22 protein-coding genes are annotated in these 24,682 nt (G+C 44.5%); 10 read left to right on the top strand and 12 right to left on the bottom strand.

Annotation, left to right across the window (positions count from 1 at the left end):
* The first annotated feature begins 68 nt into the window (after positions 1-68).
* Positions 69-983, top strand: a complete 915-nt coding sequence (locus ABFY09_RS02910; protein ID WP_347982788.1) for an AraC family transcriptional regulator — start codon at positions 69-71, stop codon at positions 981-983.
* A 177-nt stretch (positions 984-1,160) separates the two neighbouring features.
* On the opposite strand, the gene ABFY09_RS02905 is transcribed toward ABFY09_RS02910, so the two are convergent.
* Positions 1,161-2,651: a cobyric acid synthase gene (locus ABFY09_RS02905; protein WP_347982787.1), complete on the bottom strand. Its 1,491-nt coding sequence runs from the start codon at positions 2,649-2,651 to the stop codon at positions 1,161-1,163.
* 85 nt (positions 2,652-2,736) lie between these two features.
* On the opposite strand from ABFY09_RS02905, the gene cbiB reads away from it, so the two are divergent.
* The 6 genes from cbiB to ABFY09_RS02875 all read left to right on the top strand — a co-directional run bounded on the left by cbiB (position 2,737) and on the right by ABFY09_RS02875 (position 6,984).
* Positions 2,737-3,744, top strand: a complete 1,008-nt coding sequence (cbiB, locus tag ABFY09_RS02900) for an adenosylcobinamide-phosphate synthase CbiB (RefSeq protein WP_347982786.1) — start codon at positions 2,737-2,739, stop codon at positions 3,742-3,744.
* Positions 3,729-4,886, top strand: a complete 1,158-nt coding sequence (locus tag ABFY09_RS02895; protein ID WP_347982785.1) for an aminotransferase class I/II-fold pyridoxal phosphate-dependent enzyme — start codon at positions 3,729-3,731, stop codon at positions 4,884-4,886. The genes cbiB and ABFY09_RS02895 overlap by 16 nt, the downstream gene beginning before the upstream one ends.
* Positions 4,883-5,401, top strand: coding sequence for a bifunctional adenosylcobinamide kinase/adenosylcobinamide-phosphate guanylyltransferase (gene cobU, locus ABFY09_RS02890; RefSeq protein ID WP_347982784.1), 519 nt, complete (start codon positions 4,883-4,885; stop codon positions 5,399-5,401). Before ABFY09_RS02895 ends, cobU begins: the two co-directional genes overlap by 4 nt.
* 60 nt (positions 5,402-5,461) lie before the next feature.
* Entirely contained in the window at positions 5,462-5,959 is a 498-nt protein-coding gene (gpt, locus tag ABFY09_RS02885; RefSeq protein WP_347982783.1) for a xanthine phosphoribosyltransferase, read from the top strand.
* 198 nt (positions 5,960-6,157) lie between these two features.
* Positions 6,158-6,565 carry a DUF2914 domain-containing protein gene (locus ABFY09_RS02880; protein ID WP_347982782.1) on the top strand — a complete coding sequence of 136 codons (408 nt, stop codon included), beginning with the start codon at positions 6,158-6,160 and terminating at the stop codon, positions 6,563-6,565.
* An 86-nt stretch (positions 6,566-6,651) separates the two neighbouring features.
* Positions 6,652-6,984 (top strand): DUF1904 family protein, encoded by a 333-nt coding sequence (locus tag ABFY09_RS02875; protein WP_317004919.1) that lies wholly within the window; start codon positions 6,652-6,654, stop codon positions 6,982-6,984.
* 66 nt (positions 6,985-7,050) lie between these two features.
* Here the strand turns inward: ABFY09_RS02875 and ABFY09_RS02870 are convergent, their stop codons facing one another.
* The 5 genes from ABFY09_RS02870 to ABFY09_RS02850 form a co-directional block, all read right to left on the bottom strand.
* Positions 7,051-7,344, bottom strand: a complete 294-nt coding sequence (locus ABFY09_RS02870) for a GMC oxidoreductase (RefSeq protein ID WP_347982781.1) — start codon at positions 7,342-7,344, stop codon at positions 7,051-7,053.
* Between the two features lie 204 nt (positions 7,345-7,548).
* On the bottom strand, positions 7,549-8,895 hold the full coding sequence (gene astB, locus ABFY09_RS02865; RefSeq protein WP_347982780.1) for an N-succinylarginine dihydrolase: 1,347 nt from the start codon (positions 8,893-8,895) through the stop codon (positions 7,549-7,551).
* A 45-nt stretch (positions 8,896-8,940) separates the two neighbouring features.
* Positions 8,941-10,413, bottom strand: coding sequence for a succinylglutamate-semialdehyde dehydrogenase (gene astD, locus ABFY09_RS02860; protein ID WP_347982779.1), 1,473 nt, complete (start codon positions 10,411-10,413; stop codon positions 8,941-8,943).
* A gap of 69 nt (positions 10,414-10,482) precedes the next feature.
* Positions 10,483-11,526: an arginine N-succinyltransferase gene (gene astA / locus ABFY09_RS02855; protein WP_347982778.1), complete on the bottom strand. Its 1,044-nt coding sequence runs from the start codon at positions 11,524-11,526 to the stop codon at positions 10,483-10,485.
* A gap of 95 nt (positions 11,527-11,621) precedes the next feature.
* Positions 11,622-12,635, bottom strand: coding sequence for an arginine N-succinyltransferase (locus ABFY09_RS02850; protein ID WP_347982777.1), 1,014 nt, complete (start codon positions 12,633-12,635; stop codon positions 11,622-11,624).
* 153 nt (positions 12,636-12,788) lie between these two features.
* On the opposite strand from ABFY09_RS02850, the gene ABFY09_RS02845 reads away from it, so the two are divergent.
* Positions 12,789-13,010 carry a DUF1653 domain-containing protein gene (locus tag ABFY09_RS02845; RefSeq protein ID WP_347982776.1) on the top strand — a complete coding sequence of 74 codons (222 nt, stop codon included), beginning with the start codon at positions 12,789-12,791 and terminating at the stop codon, positions 13,008-13,010.
* Positions 13,011-13,063: 53 nt separating this feature from the next.
* Here ABFY09_RS02845 and ABFY09_RS02840 read toward each other — a convergent pair whose 3' ends face one another.
* From ABFY09_RS02840 to hutU, 6 genes are all read right to left on the bottom strand, one after another.
* Positions 13,064-14,044, bottom strand: a complete 981-nt coding sequence (locus ABFY09_RS02840; protein ID WP_347982775.1) for a LysR family transcriptional regulator — start codon at positions 14,042-14,044, stop codon at positions 13,064-13,066.
* A gap of 122 nt (positions 14,045-14,166) precedes the next feature.
* Complete coding sequence (locus tag ABFY09_RS02835) at positions 14,167-17,256, bottom strand: efflux RND transporter permease subunit (RefSeq protein WP_347982774.1); 3,090 nt, start codon at positions 17,254-17,256, stop codon at positions 14,167-14,169.
* Complete coding sequence (locus tag ABFY09_RS02830) at positions 17,256-18,371, bottom strand: efflux RND transporter periplasmic adaptor subunit (RefSeq protein WP_347982773.1); 1,116 nt, start codon at positions 18,369-18,371, stop codon at positions 17,256-17,258. Before ABFY09_RS02830 ends, ABFY09_RS02835 begins: the two co-directional genes overlap by 1 nt.
* Positions 18,372-18,562: 191 nt before the next feature.
* Positions 18,563-19,372 carry an N-formylglutamate deformylase gene (hutG, locus tag ABFY09_RS02825; RefSeq protein WP_347982772.1) on the bottom strand — a complete coding sequence of 270 codons (810 nt, stop codon included), beginning with the start codon at positions 19,370-19,372 and terminating at the stop codon, positions 18,563-18,565.
* On the bottom strand, positions 19,369-20,604 hold the full coding sequence (hutI, locus tag ABFY09_RS02820; protein WP_347982771.1) for an imidazolonepropionase: 1,236 nt from the start codon (positions 20,602-20,604) through the stop codon (positions 19,369-19,371). Before hutI ends, hutG begins: the two co-directional genes overlap by 4 nt.
* Positions 20,605-20,715: 111 nt before the next feature.
* The gene (gene hutU / locus ABFY09_RS02815; protein ID WP_347982770.1) at positions 20,716-22,404 is read right to left on the bottom strand and encodes a urocanate hydratase; all 1,689 of its coding nucleotides are present in this window, start codon (positions 22,402-22,404) and stop codon (positions 20,716-20,718) included.
* 196 nt (positions 22,405-22,600) lie between these two features.
* On the opposite strand from hutU, the gene ABFY09_RS02810 reads away from it, so the two are divergent.
* Both ABFY09_RS02810 and ABFY09_RS02805 read left to right on the top strand, forming a co-directional pair.
* Positions 22,601-23,995, top strand: a complete 1,395-nt coding sequence (locus ABFY09_RS02810; protein WP_347982769.1) for a formimidoylglutamate deiminase — start codon at positions 22,601-22,603, stop codon at positions 23,993-23,995.
* Positions 23,985-24,596 (top strand): HutD family protein, encoded by a 612-nt coding sequence (locus tag ABFY09_RS02805; RefSeq protein WP_347982768.1) that lies wholly within the window; start codon positions 23,985-23,987, stop codon positions 24,594-24,596. The genes ABFY09_RS02810 and ABFY09_RS02805 overlap by 11 nt, the downstream gene beginning before the upstream one ends.
* Positions 24,597-24,682: the final 86 nt, after the last annotated feature.

Below are 24,682 nucleotides of genomic sequence, written 5' to 3'. Positions count from 1 at the left end.
AACATCGATTTTTAGCTACTAACCACTCCAATAGCAGGCAAATACTCCAAAATGGGGATAATAAAACGATGTCTCAGATCACTAATATGCAGAGAAAAGAGTCTGATGGTTGGTCAAATGAAGTTGACGATTTTAACGCCAGAATGGCTGAATTAGAGGCAACACCTTCTATTTCTGTGTCCGATCAGAAGGGCATGGCAATGCTTGCTCATGCACGTTTTTCCCCATTTGAAGGTGAATTTGAGGCGGCACCTTTTTTAATGCTAACACTGTGTACTGCAAAGGTTGGAAGAATACACCGGTCTGGAGAAGGGCCATCACTTGAAGGTGTATTACGCCCAGGCACTTTCACGATGGCGTTACCAAACACGTCGGTTTTTGGTTCTTTTCCTGGAACAGACATGCTGGGTATTGCGGTGAATTTGAGCGCTTTAAATTCTCTTACAGAACATACATATACAACGGAAGATTTCATTCCAGCCGCCTCTCAATTGCATAACGATGTATACCTTAGTTCGGTTATGAATGCATTATGGCGTGATGCCGAATTACATGGGCTATCAAGTGCTTTTTTTGAACATGGTCTGAATGCGATTCTCAAACACTTGAGTAATGCTGAATATAAGCCTATGTCGAAAAAATCGGTTTATTCTTTAAGCAAGAGACATATTGAGACAGTACTTGAATATATAGAAAGTAAAGTGTGCAGTGATGTCAGTATTGCTGAATTAGCCACATTAGTTGGACAAGATACCCGCAGTTTTACTCGTTCATTTACCATGACCGTTGGGTACACACCTTATGTGTATTTTACCTTACGTAGAATGGAATACGCTAAGCGCCTATTATGCCAAGGTAACTTAAATATCACCGACGTGGCGATCAATATTGGCTATTCAAATCCAAGTAAATTTTCAGCGGCTTTTCGCCGAGTTGTTGGTGTGACTCCAAATGCATGGCGTAAGGAACATATGAAGCAATAACATTCACCAAATTCCTCAAATTACTATTTCCAATAATCTGTATTTTCAATAAGACATTTCAAGCTGATTCATATTCATAACAAATCTTATTTCTGAATGTGCTTCATATTTTAATGTGTTTTTAAATATGTGAATGGTGGAAGCTCATTTTGTGTTTAAAAAAGAGTTTTATATTAATCAGTAAAGGCGTGACTGAAACCTTTTGCATTCTTCTATCAGTTCGTCGATTTTCATGTGTTGTTCGGCGCTGTCGGCGAGTCGGTTGATTTCACTGTCGCGGAATTGGTCGTAATTAAAATGATTGGCTTCTTGTACGCCTGACCATTCTAACAATACAGTGAGGGCTTCTGGGTGATCAAAAACACCATGAAGATACGTGCCAATGATCTTGTTGTCTGTTGAGATAAACCCTTCTTGTTCGCCGTTTTCAAGGGTCGAGAAATGACGGACTTCTTCGGCAAAACGCGATACGCCAGAGTGGATTTCATAGCCGGTGACTTGGCAATTTTTCGCAGTGATATTTAGTGTTCCTTGGCGTTGGCTGAGTTGTTTTTCTTCTTTTAATTCCGTTTCCATGGGAATGAAGCCGAAGCCTTTGGCGTTGGTGTTGGCGGTTTTGTTTTCCAGTCCCAGTGGGTCTAATAAGACCTCTCCAAGCATCTGGAATCCGCCACAAATGCCGATGACTTTTCCGTCGTATCTCAGGTGTTTGTTCAAATATTCTTCCCAACCTTGTTCGCGTAAGAACGCGAGGTCACTTTGTACGCTTTTGCTGCCGGGCAAGATAACCAAGTCGGCTGGTGGAATGGCTTCATTTGCGCCAACCAAGGTCACTTGAACATCTGGGTGAAGGCGCAACGCGTCCCAATCTGTGTGGTTGCTGGTGCGCGGCATGATAGGAATCACTATGTTGAGCTTGGTGTTGGTTTCTGTTTTGATCGGGCTTTTAGTGACAGCGTCTTCCGACTCCAAATGAAAACCAGTTAAGTAAGGCAAAACCCCTAAAACTGGTTTGCCTGTTCGCTCTTCGAGCCAATCTAAGCCGGATTGCAACAAGCTAATGTCGCCACGAAAACGATTGATGACAAAGCCGATCACGCGGTCTTGTTCACTCTGGCTGAGCAATGCCAATGTACCGACAAGGTGAGCAAACACGCCGCCTTTGTCTATGTCGGCAATGATGATAACAGGGCAGTCAACGCTTTCGGCAAACCCCATATTGGCAATATCGCGAGCGCGCAAGTTGATTTCGGCTGGGCTGCCAGCGCCTTCGATCAATACGGCGTCATATTGATCAGCAAGCCGATAATAGGATTCTAGCGCAGCGTCTTTGGCGACGGTTTTGTATTCGTGATAACCAACGGCGTTCATGTTGCCAATGGCTTTGCCCTGAATAATGACCTGCGCGCCTGTGTCTGTATTTGGTTTTAGCAGAATGGGGTTCATGTCTACGTGGGCTTCTAAACCGGCGGCGTAGGCTTGCACGGCTTGTGCGCGACCAATTTCGTTACCGTCGTTTGTGACAGCGCTGTTGAGTGCCATGTTTTGCGGCTTAAAAGGCGCGACCTTGATACCGCGTCGAACAAGTAAACGGCACAAAGCGGTTACTAGGGTACTTTTTCCGGCGTCCGAGGTTGTCCCTTGGACCATTAAGCTAAAAGCTGGCATTCAGTTCGTCACGCTTTAAATCAATAAGGTGATAGAATTCTACCTTACCTTCTTGTCTTGTTAAGTGAAAAAACGACTTATATTTATGATCCTTTCTAATTCAGACAGTATTTTTACTGGTTTCTTTGAGGTGTTTTCCACCATCAGCTTAATTCTTGTGGCAGCCTTGGTCTTGGACCGCTTGCTAGGTGAGCCAAAAAGCTGGCATCCACTTATTTGGTTTGGTCGTTGGGTGGATCTGTGTCGCCAATATACGCAATTGCCTTTAGACGAAACTGCTCAGACACAACGCTTGTCTGGCGTTCAGGCTTGGCTGTTGGCTGTGGTGCCTTGGCTAATTCTTCTGTTGGTTTTGTTTTGGTTGTTACCCAATTGGTTAGATCATGTTTTGTCTGTGGTTGTTTTGTATTTCGCCATTGGTTGGCAAAGCCTGCGGGAACACGCGTTAGCTATCTATCAGCCGTTGTCCACAACCCCAATTACCACAGAGAAACTGGATGAAGCACGCCTTGCCGTTAGTCATATTGTTAGCCGAGACACCAAAAGCTTGGATGAATCGGATGTGGCGAAGGCGGGTATTGAATCCGTTTTGGAAAATGGCAGCGATGCGATTTTTGCACCGATATTTTGGTTTCTTATTCTAGGCGCTCCGGGTGTTTTGTTATACCGACTGGCGAATACATTAGACGCCATGTGGGGCTATAAAACGACGGAGCTTTTGCACTTTGGCTGGTTTGCGGCGCGTTTTGATGATGTATTGAATTATGTGCCAGCTCGATTGGTTATTTACAGTTACGCCGCTTGCGGCAAATGGCATAAAGCGATTTACAGTTCACGTCGTGAGTCTGCGCGTTGGAAAAGCCCAAATGCTGGCCCTGTCATGGCGGCAGGCGCGGGCGCTTTGGGGATTTTGCTTGGTGGCGAAGCGCAGTATTTTGGTAAAACAGAAACGAGGCCCGTTCTTGGTTATGAGGAGGGCAATGAAAGCTCAGAAAACCACATGAAGCCTGAGCCAAGGCATTTAAACGAGGCGATTTTGCTGGTGGATAAAAGCGTGTATTTATGGGGATTGGTAATATGTCTTCTGGTCTAACTCCTACTGAAAAAGAGCTTTCTGAAAAAGCGGTTTCGAAACTCAATTTAGCGCCACCAAAGCACGGTGGAGATTTGGCTTATTGGCAGCGTAAAGTCGGTAATCAAGCCTTAAATTGGCTGGATTTATCTTCTGCTTGTAACCGTGAGCCTTGGCCCATTCCGACCATAGAGCCGGAACATTGGATGTCTTTACCAGATCAAACCGCTTTATTGGATGTCGCCGAGAACTATTATGGCCGCCGACCGACGGCGTTGGGTGCTGGTTCGCAGCATATTATTGAAGCCTTACCTTTGTTAATAAAAGAGAGCAAAGAGAGTCGCTCGCTGAAAAGTAACATCGTTTTTGTGCCGAGAATCGGTTATCAAGAGCACGCTTTTGTTTGGCGGAAATGGGGTTTTGAATTGGCTTATTACGATTCGATTGCCGCCTTGCTTGATGAAAATTTTGCTGTGGCTGTGATTATTCAACCCAATAATCCAACAGGCGAATGGGCAAAGGCCGATACCTTGTCTGCGGTGATTCAACATTCAGAACAGCAGGGTGCTAGTTTGGTCGTCGATGAAGCCTTTATTGATCCTTGTTCAGAGCGTAGTTTGTTGTCGCAGAATGCGGTTGAATCATGGCCTGAATCCTTGTTTTTGTTGCGTTCTGTTGGCAAGTTCTTTGGTTTGGCTGGCGCTCGTGTTGGCTTTGTTTTCTGTGCGGATAAGTGGCAAACAATACTGAAAAACTTAATGGGACCTTGGCCTGTTGCGACACCGAGTTTGCATTTAGTCAGCTTGGCCTTTACGGATGTGGAATGGCAAACGCAAGCCATTGATTCGTTGAGACATCGTCAGTCGGCTTTTATTGAGCGAGTGATGCCTAAGTTTAATACGATCTTTGATTCTCAAGACAGTGTACTGAACCCTCTTTTTATCACTTGGACGTTAGACAGTCATGAATATGCGGAGCAAGTGTTCGACATGTTGCATCAGGTCGGCATTCATACCCGGCTTGGCGAAGGTTGGATTCGTGTTGCCTTGCCGGCTATGGAGGAAATCCCTGTGCTCGATAAAGCGCTTATTCAATTGTTAAGAGGCACGGGCGGGAAAAATCAAGGTCCAAACGTTGGAATGACGAGGGGAGAACTGGCATGAAGCATTTAGTACTTGGTGGTGTTCGCAGCGGGAAAAGTGCTTTTGCTCAAAAGCAAGTGGCTGTATCTGGTAAACCAGTTTGTTATGTGGCGACAGCTCAAGCGTGGGATGACGACATGGAAAAGCGGGTGCAATTGCACAAAGAAAACCGTCCTGCGGAATGGCGCTTAATTGAGGAGCCGCTGGCGCTTGCTGATGTATTAAACTCGCTGAACTCTCCAGACCAAGCTGTCATTGTGGAATGCTTTACCTTGTGGCTGACGAATCTTCTTTGTTTGGAAGATGAGGAACGATTGGAGCAAGAGAAACAGGCTTTATTGAAAGTAGTAGAAGCATTCCAAGGAGATTTGGTTTTGGTGTCCAGTGAAGTCGGGTTGGGCATTATGCCAATGAACACTTTGGCAAGGCGATTTGCTGATGAAGCGGGCAGTATGAATCAATCTTTAGCTAAATTGACCAATCGGGTAACTTTTGTTGCGGCAGGCCTACCTATGCCGTTAAAATCGGACTTTTAGAAATGACTTCTTTAAAATCGGCCTCATAAAAACTGATAGTGCGAAAGCCTAGGAACTTCGATGACCCCTTATTCAAAAGATTTCCCTGTATCATGGGAAGAGTTACATAGAAATGCACGTGCTTTGTCTTGGCGTTTGCTTGAACAAGGTCCATGGAAAGGTATCATTGCAATTACTCGTGGTGGCTTGGTTCCTGCTGCTATTTTATGCCGTGAAATGGACATTCGTCTGATTGATACAATTTGTGTCGTGAGTTACAAAGAAGGCGAAGCTGGCGAAGGCGCTATGAAGCAAGGTGACCTGAACGTACTAAAAGGCGTTGAAGGGGATGGCGAAGGTTTTATTTTGATCGACGACCTTGTTGATACTGGACGCACAGCGGAAAAAGTTCGTGAAATGCTGCCAAAAGCACACTTTGCAACGATTTATGCAAAGCCTGCAGGTAAGCCTTTAGTGGATACTTTTATTACAGAAGTAAGCCAAGATACGTGGATTCGCTTCCCTTGGGATATGGAATACACTTTTTCTACGCCACTTGCTGACCGCCAAGGTAAGTAGTCTCTTTTCTTGATAGGCTTTTAATGGCTTATATCAAATAAAGTGGAAGAATTTGCAAAATAACACAAATTTCTCATTTTATTTACGCTGTTTTCAGCTAACTTGTCATAAATACTTTTGTAAAATAAACGATTCAAAATGCTTTTTTGAGTCGTTTATTTTTTATTGCTCCTATCTCAAGACACTAAGGATTTAATTATGGTCAAAGTGCTAACCCGAGTTCTCCTTACTGGCATGTTATCCTTTGCGATTGCTGCGCCTGTCTTGGCTGAAGGTTTCGTTGCTCGTGCTCAATTCTCGACAGCGGTTATCGATCGTGAGCCTATTGATGATATCGGTAATGTTGTAAAAGTGGAGTACGGTGAAATTCAACGTGTGTACTTCTTTACGGATTTGCGAGAAATGTCTGGGAATCAAGTTGTTCATCGCTGGAAGTTAGACGGTGAAGACCAAGCAGATGTGGCGTTTGAGATTGGTGGCGATCGCTGGCGTGTATGGTCAAGCAAACGTCTGATGCCAGGGTTTGATGGTACATGGAGTGTCGATGTGGTGTTGGATGGCCAAGTAATTAATAGCCGTTCATTCGATTATGTAGATGAATATTAAAAAATGGTGCATCCTTAAACGATAAGCTTTTTGGTCATTGGGAAATAGGAATGACCTCGATGTAACGCTATTGATTAAGGATTATTATGCCTCATTTACGTGTTCGTGGACTGTCTTTTGACGAGTTAGAATCAGTTGCTGATATTCTCATTGAAAGCATGGCCGAAATAACCGATACGCCGAATTCTCACTTTACGCTTGAATACCAACCGACGACCTATCTTGTCATGGGCGGCGCTTCTCCTGCTTATCCATTTTTCGATATTTTATGGTTTGATCGTGGTGATGAAATAAAGCAAAAAGTGGCTTCTTTGATTGAGGAGCTATTCCGACCTTTAGTAGACAGCGGTCAAGATATTACCGTTTTGTTCCATGATATTAAGGGTAAGGATTACTACGAAAACGGTGAACATTTCTAAAAAAACGCCTTCTTAAAGAAGGCATTTTTGTTTGTAGAGCAATGAAATACAGGCTTAGCGGCTGAGTTATTTGCCGTGATCTTCTCTCACCATCTCAGCCCCTTTTTCCGCCACCATCATGGTTGGCGCATTCACATTGCCAGACGTGATGTTTGGGAAAATAGAGGCATCGATTACTCTCAGGTTACGTATTCCGTGTACTTTTAATTGGCTGTCTACCACAGAGTCTTTCGCGCTGGGGCCCATGGCACAAGAGCCACATAGATGATAAATCGATCCTGCGTTTTCGCGGTAATATGTCATCATGGTGTCGTCGTATACGGCGTCTTTGCCCGGAATCACTTCTTCTTTGGTAGACAAGTAATTTGGCTTGATAAATGCCGCATCCATTGGATTATTGGAGGCGATTTCAATGGTGCCGCGACTGGTCGGGCAACAAGCGTTAAAAGCCGCAAGACAGCTGTCATCAAGGATTGTTTAATACTAAACCAATCACGGCCTACAAAAGACAATCAATGTAGGCCGTGTTTCGTGCTTTTAGGCGATATAAAGGAACCGTTGGGTTTATCGTTGAAATTCGTACACGCTGCCTAGTTTCAATATCTGCGTCAATTCATCCAATGCTGTGTGACTTTCCATCAAGAGTTGAGGGTCGGCGAGGTCGGCTTCGTGCAGCTCGTCTCGGTAATGTTTATCCACCCAATTCGTAAGTTGCTCAAATAACGCATCATTCATTAATGTGAAAGGGTTAACTGCTTGATGCTCTGCTTCGGTTAAAGCCACTCGTAATCGAAGGCAAGCTGGGCCGCCGCCGTTGCTCATGCTTTGTTTGAGGTCAAACATTTTGATCTCATTGATCGGTGAAGGGCCTTCCACCAATTCCTTTAAGTAACGCCAAACGCCTTGGTTGTTTTCACATTCTTCTGGCACCACAAGCACCATGTCGTTGTCGCCACGGCTCAATAATTGGCTATTAAAGAGATAAGATTGCACACAATCTTCAATGGATATTCGGTTGCTTGGTACTTCAATTAAATGGAATGGCGAGGCTCTGTCGCCCCAAGCCGTGAGTAAATCCTGCTTCATTTTTGCCGTATCAAGGAAAGCGTCTTGATGGTAAAAGTGCGCGTTGCGATTGCCAACGGCAATCACATCGTTGTGGAAAACACCCGCATCGATGACGTCTGGGTTTTGTTGTGCATAAACCACATGGTTATCCACTAAACCATGTGCACGAGCGACGGCTTGAGACGCTTCCAATGTGTGACGCGCAGGAAACTTGCTTGGGCGTGGCGCACTTTGGTTAAAAGCTTCCATACCATAGACAAAGAATTCGATGCCTCGTTCGCCATATTGATCGCAAAAACGTGTGTGGTTTGCCGCGCCTTCGTCACCAAAGTGATCGACGTTTGGCAAGGCGTGATGATGTGCAAAATGCGCGTCGTCTTTAAACGTGGCTTGTAAGATGGCACCTGTGGTTTCGTGTTCAATAGAGCGATGAAATTTATTGATTAAGTTCGCTGGCGTGAAATGCACGCGATCGTCTTTGGTGTCGCCGCTTGGCGAAACGGTAGCCGCGTTGGCCGTCCACATGCAAGAAGCGGAACTCACTGAGGCCAAAAGTTTAGGCGACTGTTTTGCCACTTGTTCGAGCACTTTGGCGTCGGAACCTGTGAAACCAAGTTTACGTAATGTTGGAATGTGTGGACGCTCATGAGGTGCTAACACGCCTTGCACAAAGCCCATGTCGGCCAAGGTTTTCATTTTGACTAAGCCTTGTTTGGCGGCGGCTTTCGGATTTGATGGACGTGCTGAGTTGTTTACTGACGCGACATTACCAAATGAAAGGCCGCTGTAATTGTGAGTGGGTCCCACTAAACCATCGAAATTGGCTTCTGTCGCTTTGTTCATCTTTGATTCTCTGTTTTTTATTAAGTGCTGTTAAGTGCTTTCAAATTACAAAGTTAAGCCATGGCCCAGTTTTTCAGGCATGGAAAGGCTATCGGCTTCAATGCTGGAAACTGGGTAAGCACAATAATCTGCGGCGTAGTAAGCACTGGCTCTGTGATTGCCGCTGGCGCCAGTTCCACCAAAGGGTGCGCTGCTTGCTGCGCCTGTGGTTTGACGGTTCCAGTTGATAATGCCTGCTCGGCTATGTTGTAAAAACCACTCATATTCCGCGGCGTCGTCAGACAAAATACCTGCGGACAGACCAAATTGCGTGTTGTTGGCGATGTCCATGGCGTGATCCAATGAGTCATAACGAATCACGGTGAGCAAGGGGCCAAAGTATTCTTGGTCTGGTAAATCGTCCAGTATATTCGTCGCATCGATAATGGCCGGTGTGATAAAACCTGTGTTTGCCTCGCCGCGAGTCATTTCTAAGAGGGAGTCAGCGCCGAGATCAATCAGCTTTTTATAGGCTTGCATTAAACCATCTGCCGCTTGCGCTGACACAATTGGCCCCATGAAAGGTTGTTCTTCAGCGTCGAATCGATCAATGCGCAATGCTTTGGTTGCGGCGACTAAAGTGGCCAGAACGGCATCACCAAGTTTACCTTTAGGTAACAATAAACGTCGTGCGCAAGTGCAACGCTGACCCGCTGAAATAAAAGCAGATTGAATGATTTCATGCACTGCCGCGCGTTGATCTGCGATTTTTTCAGACACCAAAAGAGGGTTGTTGCCACCCATTTCTAAGGCGAGAATTTTCCCCGGATGACCTGCGAAGTCTTTGTGTAATATGTGACCGACTTGTGGGCTGCCAGTGAAGAATAGTCCATCGATGCCTTGATGATTGGCTAAGGCCACGCCTGTTTCTCGTTCTCCTTGAACCAAGTTAAGCACACCTGCTGGTAAACCTGCTTGTTCCCACAACTGGATAATAAGATCCGAGGTGGCTGGTGCTTGTTCGCTTGGCTTGAACACCACAGTGTTACCAGCAATAAGCGCGGGAACAATGTGACCGTTTGGCAGATGACCTGGAAAATTGTAAGGGCCAAAAACAGCAACAACGCCGTGTGGACGATGACGTAAACGGGCGGTTGCTCCAGGCATTTGTGTGGTTTTTTCACCCGTTCGCTCGTTGTAAGCTTGCTTTGAAATGGTCACTTTACCCACCATGGCCGCCGCTTCGGTACGCGTTTCCCAAATTGGTTTGCCGGTTTCTCGGCTGATGATTGTGGCGATGGCTTCGCTGTTTTCTTTTACCAATGTGGCAAAAGCATCAATGATGGCAAGGCGTTCTTCAAGCGGGCGGTTTGCCCATGTTGGAAATGCATCTCGTGCAGCACTAATCGCTGAATCAACTTGTTGAACGGTGGCGCTATTGGCTTGCCATACTTGGCTTGCATCTGATGGATCAATAGAGTGAAAAGCACTGCCTTCGCCTGCGAGCCATTGACCATTAATATAATGTAACTGTTTCATGATAACCCCTTTATGGAAGCCTTGTTTTTTTGAGGTTCGACAAAGGCTTCTTTCCGTAATAGTTGAATGTTAGCGACTTGTGTTTGGAGATAGCTCCACTACACGAACAGCTTCTTCCACCTTGACTTGAAGCGCGTCTGCTTCTTCTTGAGTTAACTTTATTTCTTCTACAGGCGATGTATTACGCTGAACTAATATGCATCGAAAATCTGTTACCTTGGTATTGGAAACCAGATAATGGCTGCCTCCTTCGGATTCAGTATGTTCACCTATTTCAACGCAACATAAACGGCTGTTTCGTACAGCACGAATGTCTTCCACTCTGGCTTCTAGGCTTGGGCCGCCGTCAAAAATGTCCACGTAGTTTTCGTAGCGGAAACCTTCTTGTTCTAAAAGGCGACGTGCTGGTACGGTATTGGTGTGAACTTTACCTAACACGTTACGAGCTTCTTTCGGCAATAGATTGACGTATACTGGGTTGTTTGGCATTAATTCAGCGATGAACTGCTTGTTGCCCTGAGTTGTTAATTCGTCTGCTTTGACAAAGTCGATAGAGAAGAAGTGGCGACCTAAGCTTTCCCATAAAGGCGATACACCGTTTTCATCGCTCACGCCTCGCATTTCCGCGAACACTTTTTCAGTGAAGCGCTCAGGAAACTGCGCCATAAACATGAAGCGGGCTTTAGACAGTAGTTGTCCGTTTTTAGAGTGGCGATAGCTTTCTTCCAAAAACAAGGTGCAAATCTCACTGCAGCCAGTGAAGTCGTTGTTCAGAATCAAAGTTGGAATCGCGTTATGTACGCCAAGCTCGCGAGACGCGTGGGTGATTGTGCCTAAATGGTAGCTATAGAAAGGTTCTTCTAAGCCGACTGTCGCCAATATGCCGCAAGTACCGACAACTTGGCCAGTGGAAGAGTCTTCTAGCACCATTAAATAGTCTTCTTCTGATGGCGATGTTACTTCTTCTTTAGAAAAAGAGCGTACAGCACCATCGATTTTCTTTTGTAAAATGGCTTCATCTGCGACCAAAGAGGTAAAACCTATTCCGGTTTGTTCTGCAAGTCGGTAAAGCGACTTCAGATCATTTTGGTTAATTGGGCGTATGACCATCATGGTGGTAATCCTCTAAAATCCAGTAAATCTGCTGTGATAATTTTTTGTGATGTTTTTCACTGAAGTGACGCCACAAAAACTCATAAAAATTGTATTTAAAGTTTCGCCCATTGGATGCGATGACCCGATGAAACGGCCAGATGATCTAGGGTTTCTTCCTCTAAGCTTAAGCCTGCTGCTTGGTATTCTGCGCAAGCCGCAGTGGCTCTAAAACTTTCTAAATGACCTGCTGCGATGATGTGCATTGGACCTTTAGACGTACCCGTTAAAGTTAACGCCTTGCCTGTTTTTTGATTGGCAACGGTTTTTAAGCTTTCTGTTCGTGCTTCAATGGTTGGGCCTGCGTCAAAAATGTCTACATAACCGCGGAACTCAAACCCCTCGTCTAATAATATGTCCACGCTTTGACTAGAATTTTCGTGGATGACGCCAATCGCATCTTGAGCGTTTTCCGGCAGTGTCGGCACATAAATTGGGTATCGTGGCATTAAGTCCGCAATAAAATGTTTATTACTCACCCCTGAAAGATAGTCCGCTTTTTGAAAGTCCATGGAGAAAAAGTGCTTTCCAAGAGCGTCCCAAAACGCTGAATAGCCATATTTGTCGCTTTCGCCACGCAATTCCACAAAGATGCGTTTTGTAAAACGCTCAGGATGACGAGCGATAAAGAGTAACCTTACTTTTGATAACAAGGACATAGCCGTTTGGTTTTGGTGCGCTTTGTCCACTACTAAAGCAATCAGACGGCTGGTGCCGTTGTAGTCGTGACATAAAAATAGAGCTGGGATTCGGTTGTGAATTTGCAATTGTGGTGATGCATGAACCACTTCATCAATGCGGTAACTGTAAAAAGGGGTATCAATACCGACCATTGCGTCTATGCCACAACAACCAACAATTTCATCTGTACTAGTATCAACCAGAACAAACAAGTAGGATTCATCCCCCGGCTGAACAACGTCCATTTGGAAGGAACGTCGAGAAGACGCAATTTTATCGTTCAGTCTGTCTCTGTTTGCAGGGAAGTTGGTAATGCCGATACCAGCTTGTTGAGCAAGGCGCTCTAGTGCGGGAAGGTCTGCAAAGTCAACTGGACGTACTAGATACATAGGAAAATCCTGAAATCGGTTAATTAGCTAGTTATGTGTTCATTATTGCTGAGTTACAAAAAGGGCGTAAGAGCAAAACTTTCTAATTGGCGACAGTTTTTTCTGAATAATGGCTTTTTTAGTCGATTTTTAAAAAGTATAGAGAGTTAGAAAATGAAGCAAGGCGTTTATCAGCATTATAAAGGTGCGGAATATTGGGTTGAGCGAGTAGTAAAACACAGCGAAACAGAAGAGAGCTTGGTGATTTATCAAGCCTTGTACGGTGAATGTGGCTGGTGGGCAAGACCATTAAGCATGTTTAAAGAATCCGTTGTTATCAACCAAGAGAGTATTCCACGCTTTGAATGGGTGAGAGCTGAACGCGGTGCTGTGTAGTCAAAACTGAGTCGTTTATGAATGAGAGCTCTGACCTGTGACAGTTAAGATGATTAAATTGGTGGATGCATCCACGGTGATTCACGCATAAAGTGAATAATCTGTTCTCTCAGCCAACGGTGAGCCAAATCATTATTAAAGCGTTCATGCCATAAAATATGGATGGGTAGGCGGCCTTTATTCTCATCCAATTCAATTACTTCCTGTGGCACGGGTACAATTTTTACTTTTGTTATCGCGCCTTGTGGACACATTATTTTCAGAAATAAATCACCAATAGACCGAGATGTAACCAAGGCCATTCCTTGCTTTACGGCTTGCATAGTGGCCATCAAACTGTCGGTTTCTAAGGTAGGTTGAAGCTTATAACCCTTTTCTCTTAGTTTCTGCTCAGTTCTTGTAAATGAGTTTTTGTGGTTATGTCGCCAATGAGGTTTTACAACTTTATGGTCGAGCAATTCCTGTAATGAGGCTTTATCTTGGTGGAATAATGGGTGAGCTTCACCTAAAACAATGCATGCTTCCATATGACCAACCAGTTTACTGCGAATGTTCCCTGGTGTGTCGTTGAGCCTCATGATCCCAAGGTCAACATGACCCGATATTAACTCTTCAAACTGTGAATCGCCCCATGAGGTGATAGCGAGTCTTACACCAGGCGCTTCATCTTGTATGGATGTTAATAGTGGTTCAATAAAGTTTTCTAAATCGCCTTCATCAACTCGCAGTTTAAAGCGGCGATCTAGGCTTTTTAAATCCAAGGTGTTTGGATTCATCAACTCAGAGAGAGAGCTTAAAATAGGTTGTATTGAGCTGTGTAATTCAGAGGCTCGTGCCGTTGGCGTTAAACCATAGGCTTGACGAGTAAAAAGAGAGTCTTTAAATAACTCCCTTAATCTTTGCAAGCTTTTACTGAGCGCAGGTTGAGTGACGCCAAGTTTCTCTGCGGCTCTCGATACGCTGCCTTCTTCCATGATGGTAGCAAAGGCGACGAGTAACTTAATGTCTAATTTTAAGATGTCGTCTAGTTGCATAAGCTTTCCTATGGCGCGAATTTTTCAATGTGTTGTGAGTAAATAAAGAGCTTCGACATAAATAGCGTCAAAGCTCTTTGATCCCTTCATTCATGACGGATTTTTCGATGTTTCAAGATCGACTAATCAAATTCATTATGTGGGCGATATTTCACTCGGAACATGAGTGCATAAAACACAGGGACAGCAATCAAAGTCAAAATGGTTGCGAACCCTAGGCCGAATGAAATAACAACGGCCATGCCTTCAAAGAAGGCGTCAAACAATAATGGGATCATACCCAAAATAGTTGTGACCGCAGCCATACAAACAGGGCGCACACGACTCACTGCTGAGTTGAAAATCGCCTCGTATCGCTCTGTGCCTTGTTCAAGTTCGTAGTTAATTTGATCGGCCAAAACGATACCGTTTTTCACCGTCATGCCCGATAAACTCAAGAAGCCTAGCAATGCCATGAAGCTAAACGCCGAGTTCATCACAAGCAAGCCCGTAGAAACACCGATCAAGGCCAAAGGCACACAAAACCAAATGGTAAGAGGCACACGAACCGAATTGAACAGCAACACGGTAATGATGAACATAAACAAGTAACCCATTGGCAAGGCACTGAAAATATTCGCTTGTGCGTCTGTGCTGCTTTCGTATTCACCACCCCATTCTAAGTTGTAACCTGGTGGAAGCTCGATGGCTTCAACATCGTTACGAATACGGCTGAATACAGCCATAGCCGTTTCGTCATCTAGAATGTTAGGGTCTGCCATTACGGTAATGGTACGTTTACGATCAAGACGTTCGATGATTGGATTTTCCCATGTGGTTTCAAATCCAGACACCAAGGTTGAAAGCGTTACGTACGAGCCAGAAGACGGACTGTAAATTTGCAAATCACGAATTTGGTCGATCGACAATCTTTCGTTCTCAGGAACCGTTTGCATGATAGGCAACAAATCTGTGCCTTCACGATATAAGCCGATACGAGAGCCGGTGAAGTTGGTTAACAACACATTATCTAAGTCGGTTTTACTGATGCCTAAACGGCGTGCTTGAGCATCATTGAAGATAGGGCGAAGCACTTTTACTGGCTGACGCCAATTGTCTTTAATGCTTTCTAGGCCGCCGTCTGCTCGGTAAATCTCTTGGATTTGAGCGCTAAACTGACGCAACAGTTTAGGATCTGGTCCACTGATGCGAGCTTCAATTTTCGCACCGCTTGAAGGCCCTAATTGAAGGCGCTGTAATTTCACTTCTAGCTCAGGGTAGTCTTCCTTCATTTTGAGGTGAAGCTCCTCGAACAACTGTGGAATCTCTTCTTCGTTTTTTGTGCGAACAATAAATTGAGCATAACTAGAGTTTGTCTGCTCTGCGTTGTAGGTCAACATGAAGCGCAATGCGCCTTGTCCCGTTGTGGATGTCACGTATTCAATACGATCATCTTCCAGCAACTCTTTCTCAATTTTCGACACTTTTGCGTAAGTATCGTCAATATGTGTGCCTTCCGGCATCTGCACATCCATGTAAAACATTGGCGTTGTAGAAGGCGGGAAGAAAGCTTGCTTCACAAACTGAAAAGCCCAACCAGATGTCAACAAACATCCAATCAATGCGATGACAGTGAGCCAGCGGTAATGCATGGCCTTGTCTAACAACCACTTATAACCTGTGAACATGAAGCCTTTGTATGGATCAACTTTCTCTTGTTCTTGCTCGTTTTCATTGTCTGCTTTTGCAATGGATTCTTTGAAGAATAGATCGCAGAAGAAAGGCGTTAGTGTTATGGCTGTAATCCAGCTTAAGAACAGTGAAATGAGCAATACATAAAAGAGTGAGCCAACAAATTCACCTACAGAGTCTGGAGACAAACCTATTGGTGCGAAGGCCATAATTGCGATGACGGTGGCGCCTAATAAAGGCCATTTTGTTTGTTTGACTACAGAGCTTGCAGCTTGAACTTTTGTCATACCGCGCTGCAAACCGATGAGTATGCCTTCGGTTACCACAATGGCGTTATCGACCAGCATCCCGAGAGCAATAATCAAACCACCTAGTGAGATTCTTTGTAGGTTGATACTGAAGTAATCCATGACGATAAAGGTGCCAAGAATAGTCAGCAACAAGATAAGACCGATCAAGATACCAGAGCGGATACCCATGAAAATCAAAAGCACAAGAATAACGATTCCGACAGCTTCAACTAGGTTCAGCAAGAAATTAGAAACGGAGCGATCCACTTCTTTTGATTGGAAATAAATAGCATCCATTTCCATGCCAACTGGCTGTTGGTATTTAAGCTCTTCAATGCGGTTTTCTAGTTGTTCACCAATTTTTACTACGTTCACACCAGAAGAGAATGAGATACCCAATAACAAGGACTTCTCACCGTTGAAGTTTACCATATGTGTTTGAGGGTCAGAGTATTCACGTTTGATTGTTGCAACGTCACTTAAGCGAATTAGGTTGCCATCGATCGGCTCACCTATGATGAGGTTTTCTAATTCAGAAATGTCTTTAAATTCGCCAGTTGGACTAATGCGAACGTACTCGCTGCCTACTTTGACGCTGCCGGCATTGGATACGCTGTTTTGGTTCGCTAATAGGGTTTGCAATTCGCTAGACGTAATACCCATATTGGCTAATTTAGAGCGTGAAATCTCAATCGTAACCTGTTCGCTTTGTTCTCCAGCAACACTTACTTTCGCAATGCCGTCCACCAAAACCAGTTCACGCTTGATGAAATCAACGTAATTTTCCAAGTCTTTGTATGGGTAGCCGTCACCATGAATAGCCAGCATAACGCCGTATACATCACCGAAGTCGTCGTACACAGTTGGCGTGCTAACACCGCTTGGAAAACCACCAGAAATATCGCTGATTTTCTTGCGGACTTCATCCCAAATTTGTTTCAGCTCTTTGGCACGGTATGTGTCTTTGATCGTTAATTGAACTTTTGAATATCCCGCTTTTGATGTGGACGTAATTTTGTCCACATAAGGTAGATTTTGAAGCTCGCTTTCAATCGGATAGGTGACTTCTTCTTCCACCTGTTCTGGTGAAGCGCCTGGATATGTTGTGATGATCAAGGCATCCTTGATGGTAAACTCAGGGTCTTCTAATTGTCCTAAACTGGTAAATGCCAAGGCACCACCAATCAGAAGGATCAAGGTGACCATCCAGCTGGTAACCTTACGCTTCATAAAATACGCTGCAATATCCATTATAGACCTCTCTCACGTGTCCAAGGACGAACTTGCATTGACTCTGTGAGAGTGTGAATGCCAGCGGTTACAACGCGATCGTTCTCTTTAATACCTTCGACGATCTCAATGGAATCACCTTGTAAAACTCCGAGCTTCACTGGGCGAGATTCAACTTTATTCGTACTTTCATTGAAAACCCAAACCGCGCTTTCTGATTTCCCTGTTGTGGTGTTTTCGTGACGCAACACAGCTTCAACAGGCACAGTGTAATGTTTTATTTCGCCTAATAGCTGGTTCAAATCCATATCTACGTTGGCGGTCATGCCTGGTAAAAGTGTGTACATACCTTTGCCTTTGCGTATCAGGTTTAAGGTTACATCGTACGCCTTGGTATTTGGATCAGGTGTTGTTTTATGCTCTTTGTAAGATCCGAACAGAAGGTCTTCTGGTGCCACATCAACAACGACTCTTGGAGTGTAGTCAGATTGAGTAGAGCGAATGCTTACAACCAAACCTTCTGGTATTTGGAAGTCGACTTCTAGCTTGTCTATGTTCTGAATATGCATCAGCTTTTGTGTCGCGCTGACATATTGGAAGTTTTCAGTATCAACAGACGAGATAACACCATCAAATGGCGCGTAAACCTTGGTGTATTTAAGTTGATTTTTTGCCGTTTGAAGCGCGTTATTCGCTTGGTCTAGCGTGGCTTTTGCAGAGTCATACTGAGAACGTGTTGTCGCATTTTGCTCTAGCATGGTTTGAATTCGTTTGAACTGCGATTCAGCTAGACTTTGATTTGCTTGCGCTAATTCAATTTGTAATTGGAAGTCAGTTGGATCAAGTGTCGCCAACAAATCGCCTTTTTTAACCCGTTGTCCAGATGTTGCATCTAACTTGATAATTTGACCGCCGACACGGAAAGCCAAGTCTACTTCTTCACTTGCCTGTAATTCAGCAGGGAAGCGACGAATATTGACTGCATCGGTGGACTTTATAGTGAGGAGTTTGACTGGACGAATGATTTCTTTGTCTTCTGTTGCTACATCAGCTTCATCAGATGAACAGCCAGCCAATAATAACGTTAGAGTTATTGCTGCGCCAGCCATCATATTTATGCGTGTTACGCGATTCATGCATTGCTCCGTCAATTATTTAAAAATAGTAAGATGAAAGTATTTTATATCTCTTTAATAGCGATATGAATTTTTAAATATATATTAAAGATATTCCTTTGAAGGAATATCTCTATCGATGGGCATGGGATTTGTTGATGTTTAAATGAGAGGAGGGGAACTGTGTGTTTTATAAAAGTTAGCCTTTATATTTATAAGCTAATTTGAAGAATCGATGTGATGATGTTTTTTAGCTGATCTTTTATAACTGGTAGTTTTTGGAGATCTAACTCATATCGATGATCTTTTAATATATTTTCGTTTAAGTAAGTGGCTTGGGATAGTTCCAGTTGGATGGCGTGGATGTTGTTGTCTGGTTGGCCGTATTGGCGAGTGATGTAGCCGCCTTTGAAGCGTCCGTTTACCACTTGCGTATAGTATGGCTGCACAACTTGTGTGACGGCGTTAGCGATGTTTTCGTGACAAGACGCTCCTTGGTTGGTTCCCCAGTTGAAGTCTGGCAAAGTACCGTCAAATAACATCGGAACTTGGGCAGCAATGCTGTGAGCGTCGAATAGAATGGCGTAGCCAAATTTGGCTTTGAGTCGTGCCAATTCTTGTTCAATTATCGTGTGATATGGCTTCCAAATCTCATCTTTGCAAAAGGCTTTATGCTTATCATTTGGGGCTTTGCCTTGGTCAAACACTGGGCTGTCTTCAAAAAGAATATCGGGGAACAATCCTGTGGTTTTCGTTGTGTACAAAGGCTTGTCGTCGTACGGCCGATTCAAGTCGATCACGTAGCGAGAGTAATTGGCTTTAACGCAACTCACATCCAATGATGAGAAAAAGTCATACAACTCTGGAATAAACCAATCCGTGTCTGGGAGTTTTTTGGCTTGCGCTGATAAGCCGGCTTCTACTTCTGCTGTTAACGCCAGACCAGAATGAGGCATGCTGATCAACAAAGGAGAATCGCCTTGTGTAAATTCAAATGCAGGCATGGTTAATGGATGCTTCATGATTGCTCTCCTTGTTGCTCTGTACCCATATGAATCCGATTTTTCACTAGATTACCACCTAACCAATAACTAAGTTCTCCCGGACTTTCCACGTCCCAACAGACAAAATCTGCGATTTTACCTATTTCCAAGCTGCCGTGTGTGTCACTCATACCAAGCGCTTTTGCAGCGTGAATGGTTGCGCCTGCTAAGGCTTCTTCTGGTGTTAAACCAAATAGCGTACAACTCATATTCATCATTAATCGCAAAGATAGAGCGGGAGACGTTCCCGGATTTGCGTCCGTCGCAATGGCCATTTTCACGCCATGTTGGCGCAGTAAGTCGATTGGCGGGCATTGGGTTTCTTTCAATGTAAAGAACGCGCCGGGCAATAACACGGCAACCGTGTCAGATTCAGCCATGGCGCGAACATCTTCTTCTTCAATAAATTCAATGTGATCCGCAGATAAAGCTTTAAACGACGACGCCATGCGCGTGCCGCCCAAAGGCGAAAGCTGCTCTGCGTGGATTTTAACAGGTAAGCCAAGGTTTGTTGCGGTTTTGAAATAACGCGCCACTTGTTCAGTACTGAAAGCGATGCCTTCACAAAAAGCGTCTACGGTGTCAGCGACCCCAAGTGCTGCGATTTTGGGCAACACCGTGTCACACAAGTGATCAATATATGCGTCTTTGTCGTCGTATTCTGGCGGCATAGAATGCGCTGCCAAACAGGTGCGCTTGATTGTCACAGGCTGCTCATTACCCAATTCAGTTGCCACCTGCAGCATTTTTAATTCGCTGTCGAAGGACAAACCATAACCGGATTTGATTTCCACTGTGGTCACGCCATCCGCCATCAGGCTTTTCAAACGACGTGTTGCACTTTCCACCAGTTCAGCTTCGCTTGCTTCTCGTGTGGATTTGACCGAGGAAGCAATACCGCCTCCTTGCTTGGCGATGTCTTGGTAACTCACGCCGTTTAGTCGTTGTTCGAATTCTTCTGCGCGATTGCCACCAAATACAAGGTGCGTGTGACAATCTATTAATCCAGGTGTGATCCAACCACCAGCAAGATGATGCTCTTGCTCTGCTTGGTATTCAGGAAGATTCTTCGCTTCCCCAAGCCAAGCAATACGATCACCGAAGACGCCAATGGCCGCCTTTTCAATTGCGTTATAGCGACCATCTTTCATAGTTGCCACGTTCGCACCAAGCCATAAGCTGTCTAAAACAAGTGGTGTATTGCCTGTCATTGGAAACCTCTTTTCTCTAAAAATCGAAAAGGCCTTTGCACAGAAGGCCTTTTAATGACGTCTTCACTATTTGATATCAGAAGGTGATGCACAATAGCGTATTTATGCTATTTATTTACCTGTGATCATCGGCAAATTTAAGCCTTGTTCTTTCGCGCATTCAATAGCAATGTCATAACCCGCATCAGCATGACGCATGACACCTGTCGCTGGGTCATTCGTTAATACGCGGGCAATTCGTTCTGCCGCATCATCACTACCATCGCACACAATCACCATGCCGGAATGCTGAGAAAAGCCCATACCAACGCCGCCACCATGATGCAAAGACACCCAAGTCGCGCCAGACGCTGTGTTTAATAGCGCGTTCAATAATGGCCAATCCGATACCGCATCAGAGCCATCTTGCATGCCTTCGGTTTCACGGTTAGGGCTTGAAACCGACCCTGAATCTAGGTGATCTCGACCAATGACAATCGGTGCTGACAATTCGCCACTGCGAACCATTTCGTTAAAAGCAAGACCAAGCTTGGCTCGTTGGCCAAGACCCACCCAACAAATACGTGCAGGCAAACCTTGGAACTGAATACGCTCGCGTGCCATGTCTAACCAATGATGAAGATGTGCATCGTCAGCGATCACTTCTTTTACTTTTGCGTCGGTTTTATAAATATCTTCTGGATCACCAGAAAGCGCAGCCCAACGGAATGGGCCAATACCACGACAGAACAATGGACGAATATACGCTGGTACGAAACCTGGGAAATCAAAGGCATTTTCCACGCCTTCTTCCATCGCCATTTGACGAATATTGTTGCCATAGTCGAAAGTAGGAATGCCCATCTTTTGGAAGTCCAACATAGCTTGAACATGCACCGCCATAGTTTTTTTCGCTGCCGTGACGATTTTTGCCGGTTGGGCTTGTGATTTTTCACGGTATTCTTCCCAGCTCATACCAGATGGCAAGTAACCATTTAATGGATCGTGTGCTGACGTTTGGTCTGTCACCATATCAGGACGAACACCGCGTTTTACCATTTCAGGTAAGATGTCAGCGGCGTTGCCACAAAGCGCAATCGATACGGCTTTGCCTTCCTCTGTGTACTTTTTGATACGTGCTAACGCATCGTCCAAATCAGCGGCTTGCTCATCCACGTAACGGGTGCGAAGACGGAAGTCGATACGGCTTTGTTGGCATTCAATATTCAATGAACAGGCGCCTGCTAACGTCGCCGCTAAAGGTTGCGCACCGCCCATGCCGCCTAAACCAGCCGTTAACACCCAACGACCTGTTAAGTTGCCATTGTAATGTTGGCGACCAGCTTCAACGAAAGTTTCATAAGTCCCTTGGACAATACCTTGGCTGCCAATGTAGATCCAAGAACCCGCGGTCATTTGGCCGTACATTGCCAAACCTTTTGCGTCCAACTCGTTGAAATGCTCCCAGTTCGCCCAATGTGGCACTAGGTTAGAGTTAGCAATTAATACGCGAGGTGCATTGCTGTGAGTTTTAAATACGCCAACAGGTTTGCCAGATTGAACCAACAAGGTTTCGTCTTCTTCCAATTCTTTAAGTGATTCAACGATCTTATCGTAGCTTTCCCAATCACGTGCCGCACGACCAATACCGCCATAAACCACTAACTCTTCAGGGTTTTCCGCTACGTCTGGGTCTAGGTTGTTCATTAACATGCGCATTGGTGCTTCTGTAAACCAAGATTTTGCAGATAATTTAGTGCCTGTCGCCGCTCTGACTTCACCAGCACGAAAACGTTTTTGATCGATGGTTTGCTTTGCCATTTGAATCTCCTAAAGAATACGGTTTGCTTCAATGCTTTTCATTTAATTAGTTAAATGTATATACAACTATTTGAGTAAGATAAAATCAAAAACCTCTTATTTCAAGTTTTTTCTGACTAGAAAAATAAAATTTGTATATACATTCAAAATTGCATTACACTGTTTCCATCTATGTATTCTTAGGGCGCCTCCTTTAATGACTCAACTAGCAGACTTTCAAACACAGCAAACCTATTTTTCTCCTGCCGCACTTTTGCCTTCTGGCTGGGCGAGCAATGTATTAATTACCGTTCGCAATGGCTTATTTACGGATGTTCAAACGGATCAATTGCCTCTTCAAGACAGTATTATTCTGTCTGGTCCGACATTACCGAGTTTAGCCAATCTTCACTCCCATGCCTTTCAACGAGTCATGGCGGGCGCGGCAGAAGTCAGTTTGAATCCGAACGACAGCTTTTGGAGTTGGCGTGATTTGATGTATAAAATAGTACAGAAGCTCACACCAGACGATGCGCAAATAATTGCTAAGCAGCTTTATATCGACATGCTTAAAGCAGGTTATACACAAGTGGGCGAATTTCATTATTTGCATCACAATATTGGTGGTCAGCAGTATGATCAGTTGAGTGAGATGTCAAACCAGCTAATCGCGGCAGCCAACGCATCTGGTATCGGTTTAACATTATTGCCTGTTTTGTATTCTCATTCTGGCTTTGGTGGGCAAGCACCTAATGCAGGCCAAGCACGTTTTATTAACTCTACTGATTCTTATCTATCGCTTCATCAAGAGTGTGCAGAAGCCTTACAAGACCATTCACTGCACAAACTGGGTATTTGCTTCCATTCTCTGCGAGCAGTTACTAAGCCACAAATAGACACTGTATTGGCTAATTTAAGTACGTCTATGCCCATTCATATTCATATCGCTGAACAACAAAAAGAAGTACAAGACTGCCTTGCTTGGAGTGGTCAGCGCCCAATTGAGTGGTTGCACAATGAAATTGGCTTAACCGATAGATGGTGCTTGGTGCACGCGACTCATCTCGATAAGAATGAGTTGAATGCTATTGCGTCGAGCCAAGCGGTTGCTGGACTATGTCCGACGACAGAAGCGAACTTAGGTGATGGTATTTTTCCTGCAGTCGAGTTTGAAAAAGCCAACGGTCGCTGGGGGGTTGGTTCAGACAGCCATGTTAGCTTGTCGATCGTTGAAGAACTGCGCACATTGGAATACGGCCAACGCCTTAGAGATCAACAACGTAATCGTTTATATCGCCCTGAGCAAACCAGTGTTGGTGATAATCTTTATCAGCAAGCGTTATTGGGTGGTAATCAAGCTTGTGGTGTGTCATTCGGCTTGGCCGTTGGTAATCGTGCTGACTTTATGGTGTTAGATGATAGCCATCCATTGATCGGCGCTAGCCAGACACAAGATGTTCTCAATCGCTGGCTATTCGCTTGCAACGAAAACCTTGTTAGAGATGTTTTTGTTGCAGGTAAACACGTCATTAATAACTTCCACCATATAGAAGAAGAAAACAGTCGTCAGGCGTTTATTCGAGTGATCAAAAAGGTGATGTATGACGCTTAATTCTCAATCGTGCTATCAGGTGATATTGCAAGATGAATACAAGCGCATGCCTTGGAAAAATGGCCTTGGAGAAACCTTAGAAATTTATCGTGCGGAAGACGCTGACGGTCTGCGTTTTCGTATCAGTCAAGCATCGGTTGTCGAAGATGGTATATTTTCAGATTTCAGTGGTTTGCATCGCACCTTGGTATTGCTATCAGGTGATGGCATGACATTAGCTCACCAGTCTCAACCGGACTCTGTATTGGGTGCAAGATTAGACATGGCAAGCTTCTTTGGTGGCGATGAAACCCATGCAACCCTGCACAACAGTGCGATTGAAGATTTAAATATCATGGTTCGAGAAACGGATACAAAGGCGAATGTGATTGCCTGTATTAACGATTCTTTGGATTCTTCTTCAAGCCACTCAATTTGCGAAATAGCAATAAGCGAAGAAAATGCGTTTAGCAGCTTTTATGCAAATCAAGCCTGCGAGGCCAAACTGGATGAGAGCCAGATTATAACCTTGCCAGCCAACAGTACTTTAGTTATCAAGCAGACAGCAAGGTTTTGTTTGGTTCAAGGAAGTGGCGCACTCATAACAGTAGAGTACTCATAAAAATAGCATAACGATTAAGCCACGCTGCTACCTAGCACTCCCATTAACCCCTTTAGTTATTTTTAACTAAAGGGGTTCTTTTTAGA

The organism is Marinomonas sp. 5E14-1 (assembly GCF_039939215.1).
In the GTDB taxonomy this organism is placed as follows: Bacteria; Pseudomonadota; Gammaproteobacteria; order Pseudomonadales; family Marinomonadaceae; genus Marinomonas.
This window is presented reverse-complemented; position numbering and strand designations above follow the sequence as displayed.

Excerpts from the sequence above, each read along its gene's own strand:
- ABFY09_RS02805 (WP_347982768.1), top strand. The coding sequence starts at position 23,985 with ATGACGCTTAATTCTCAATCGTGCTATCAGGTGATATTGCAAGATGAA.
- hutI (WP_347982771.1), bottom strand. The coding sequence starts at position 20,604 with ATGACAGGCAATACACCACTTGTTTTAGACAGCTTATGGCTTGGTGCG.
- ABFY09_RS02835 (WP_347982774.1), bottom strand. The coding sequence starts at position 17,256 with ATGGATATTGCAGCGTATTTTATGAAGCGTAAGGTTACCAGCTGGATG.
- astD (WP_347982779.1), bottom strand. The coding sequence starts at position 10,413 with ATGAAACAGTTACATTATATTAATGGTCAATGGCTCGCAGGCGAAGGC.
- ABFY09_RS02830 (WP_347982773.1), bottom strand. The coding sequence starts at position 18,371 with ATGAATCGCGTAACACGCATAAATATGATGGCTGGCGCAGCAATAACT.
- ABFY09_RS02880 (WP_347982782.1), top strand. The coding sequence starts at position 6,158 with ATGGTCAAAGTGCTAACCCGAGTTCTCCTTACTGGCATGTTATCCTTT.
- astB (WP_347982780.1), bottom strand. The coding sequence starts at position 8,895 with ATGAACAAAGCGACAGAAGCCAATTTCGATGGTTTAGTGGGACCCACT.
- ABFY09_RS02845 (WP_347982776.1), top strand. The coding sequence starts at position 12,789 with ATGAAGCAAGGCGTTTATCAGCATTATAAAGGTGCGGAATATTGGGTT.
- cbiB (WP_347982786.1), top strand. The coding sequence starts at position 2,737 with ATGATCCTTTCTAATTCAGACAGTATTTTTACTGGTTTCTTTGAGGTG.
- gpt (WP_347982783.1), top strand. The coding sequence starts at position 5,462 with ATGACCCCTTATTCAAAAGATTTCCCTGTATCATGGGAAGAGTTACAT.
- hutU (WP_347982770.1), bottom strand. The coding sequence starts at position 22,404 with ATGGCAAAGCAAACCATCGATCAAAAACGTTTTCGTGCTGGTGAAGTC.
- ABFY09_RS02895 (WP_347982785.1), top strand. The coding sequence starts at position 3,729 with ATGTCTTCTGGTCTAACTCCTACTGAAAAAGAGCTTTCTGAAAAAGCG.
- astA (WP_347982778.1), bottom strand. The coding sequence starts at position 11,526 with ATGATGGTCATACGCCCAATTAACCAAAATGATCTGAAGTCGCTTTAC.
- ABFY09_RS02840 (WP_347982775.1), bottom strand. The coding sequence starts at position 14,044 with ATGCAACTAGACGACATCTTAAAATTAGACATTAAGTTACTCGTCGCC.
- ABFY09_RS02910 (WP_347982788.1), top strand. The coding sequence starts at position 69 with ATGTCTCAGATCACTAATATGCAGAGAAAAGAGTCTGATGGTTGGTCA.
- ABFY09_RS02905 (WP_347982787.1), bottom strand. The coding sequence starts at position 2,651 with ATGCCAGCTTTTAGCTTAATGGTCCAAGGGACAACCTCGGACGCCGGA.
- ABFY09_RS02875 (WP_317004919.1), top strand. The coding sequence starts at position 6,652 with ATGCCTCATTTACGTGTTCGTGGACTGTCTTTTGACGAGTTAGAATCA.
- hutG (WP_347982772.1), bottom strand. The coding sequence starts at position 19,372 with ATGAAGCATCCATTAACCATGCCTGCATTTGAATTTACACAAGGCGAT.
- ABFY09_RS02850 (WP_347982777.1), bottom strand. The coding sequence starts at position 12,635 with ATGTATCTAGTACGTCCAGTTGACTTTGCAGACCTTCCCGCACTAGAG.
- cobU (WP_347982784.1), top strand. The coding sequence starts at position 4,883 with ATGAAGCATTTAGTACTTGGTGGTGTTCGCAGCGGGAAAAGTGCTTTT.
- ABFY09_RS02810 (WP_347982769.1), top strand. The coding sequence starts at position 22,601 with ATGACTCAACTAGCAGACTTTCAAACACAGCAAACCTATTTTTCTCCT.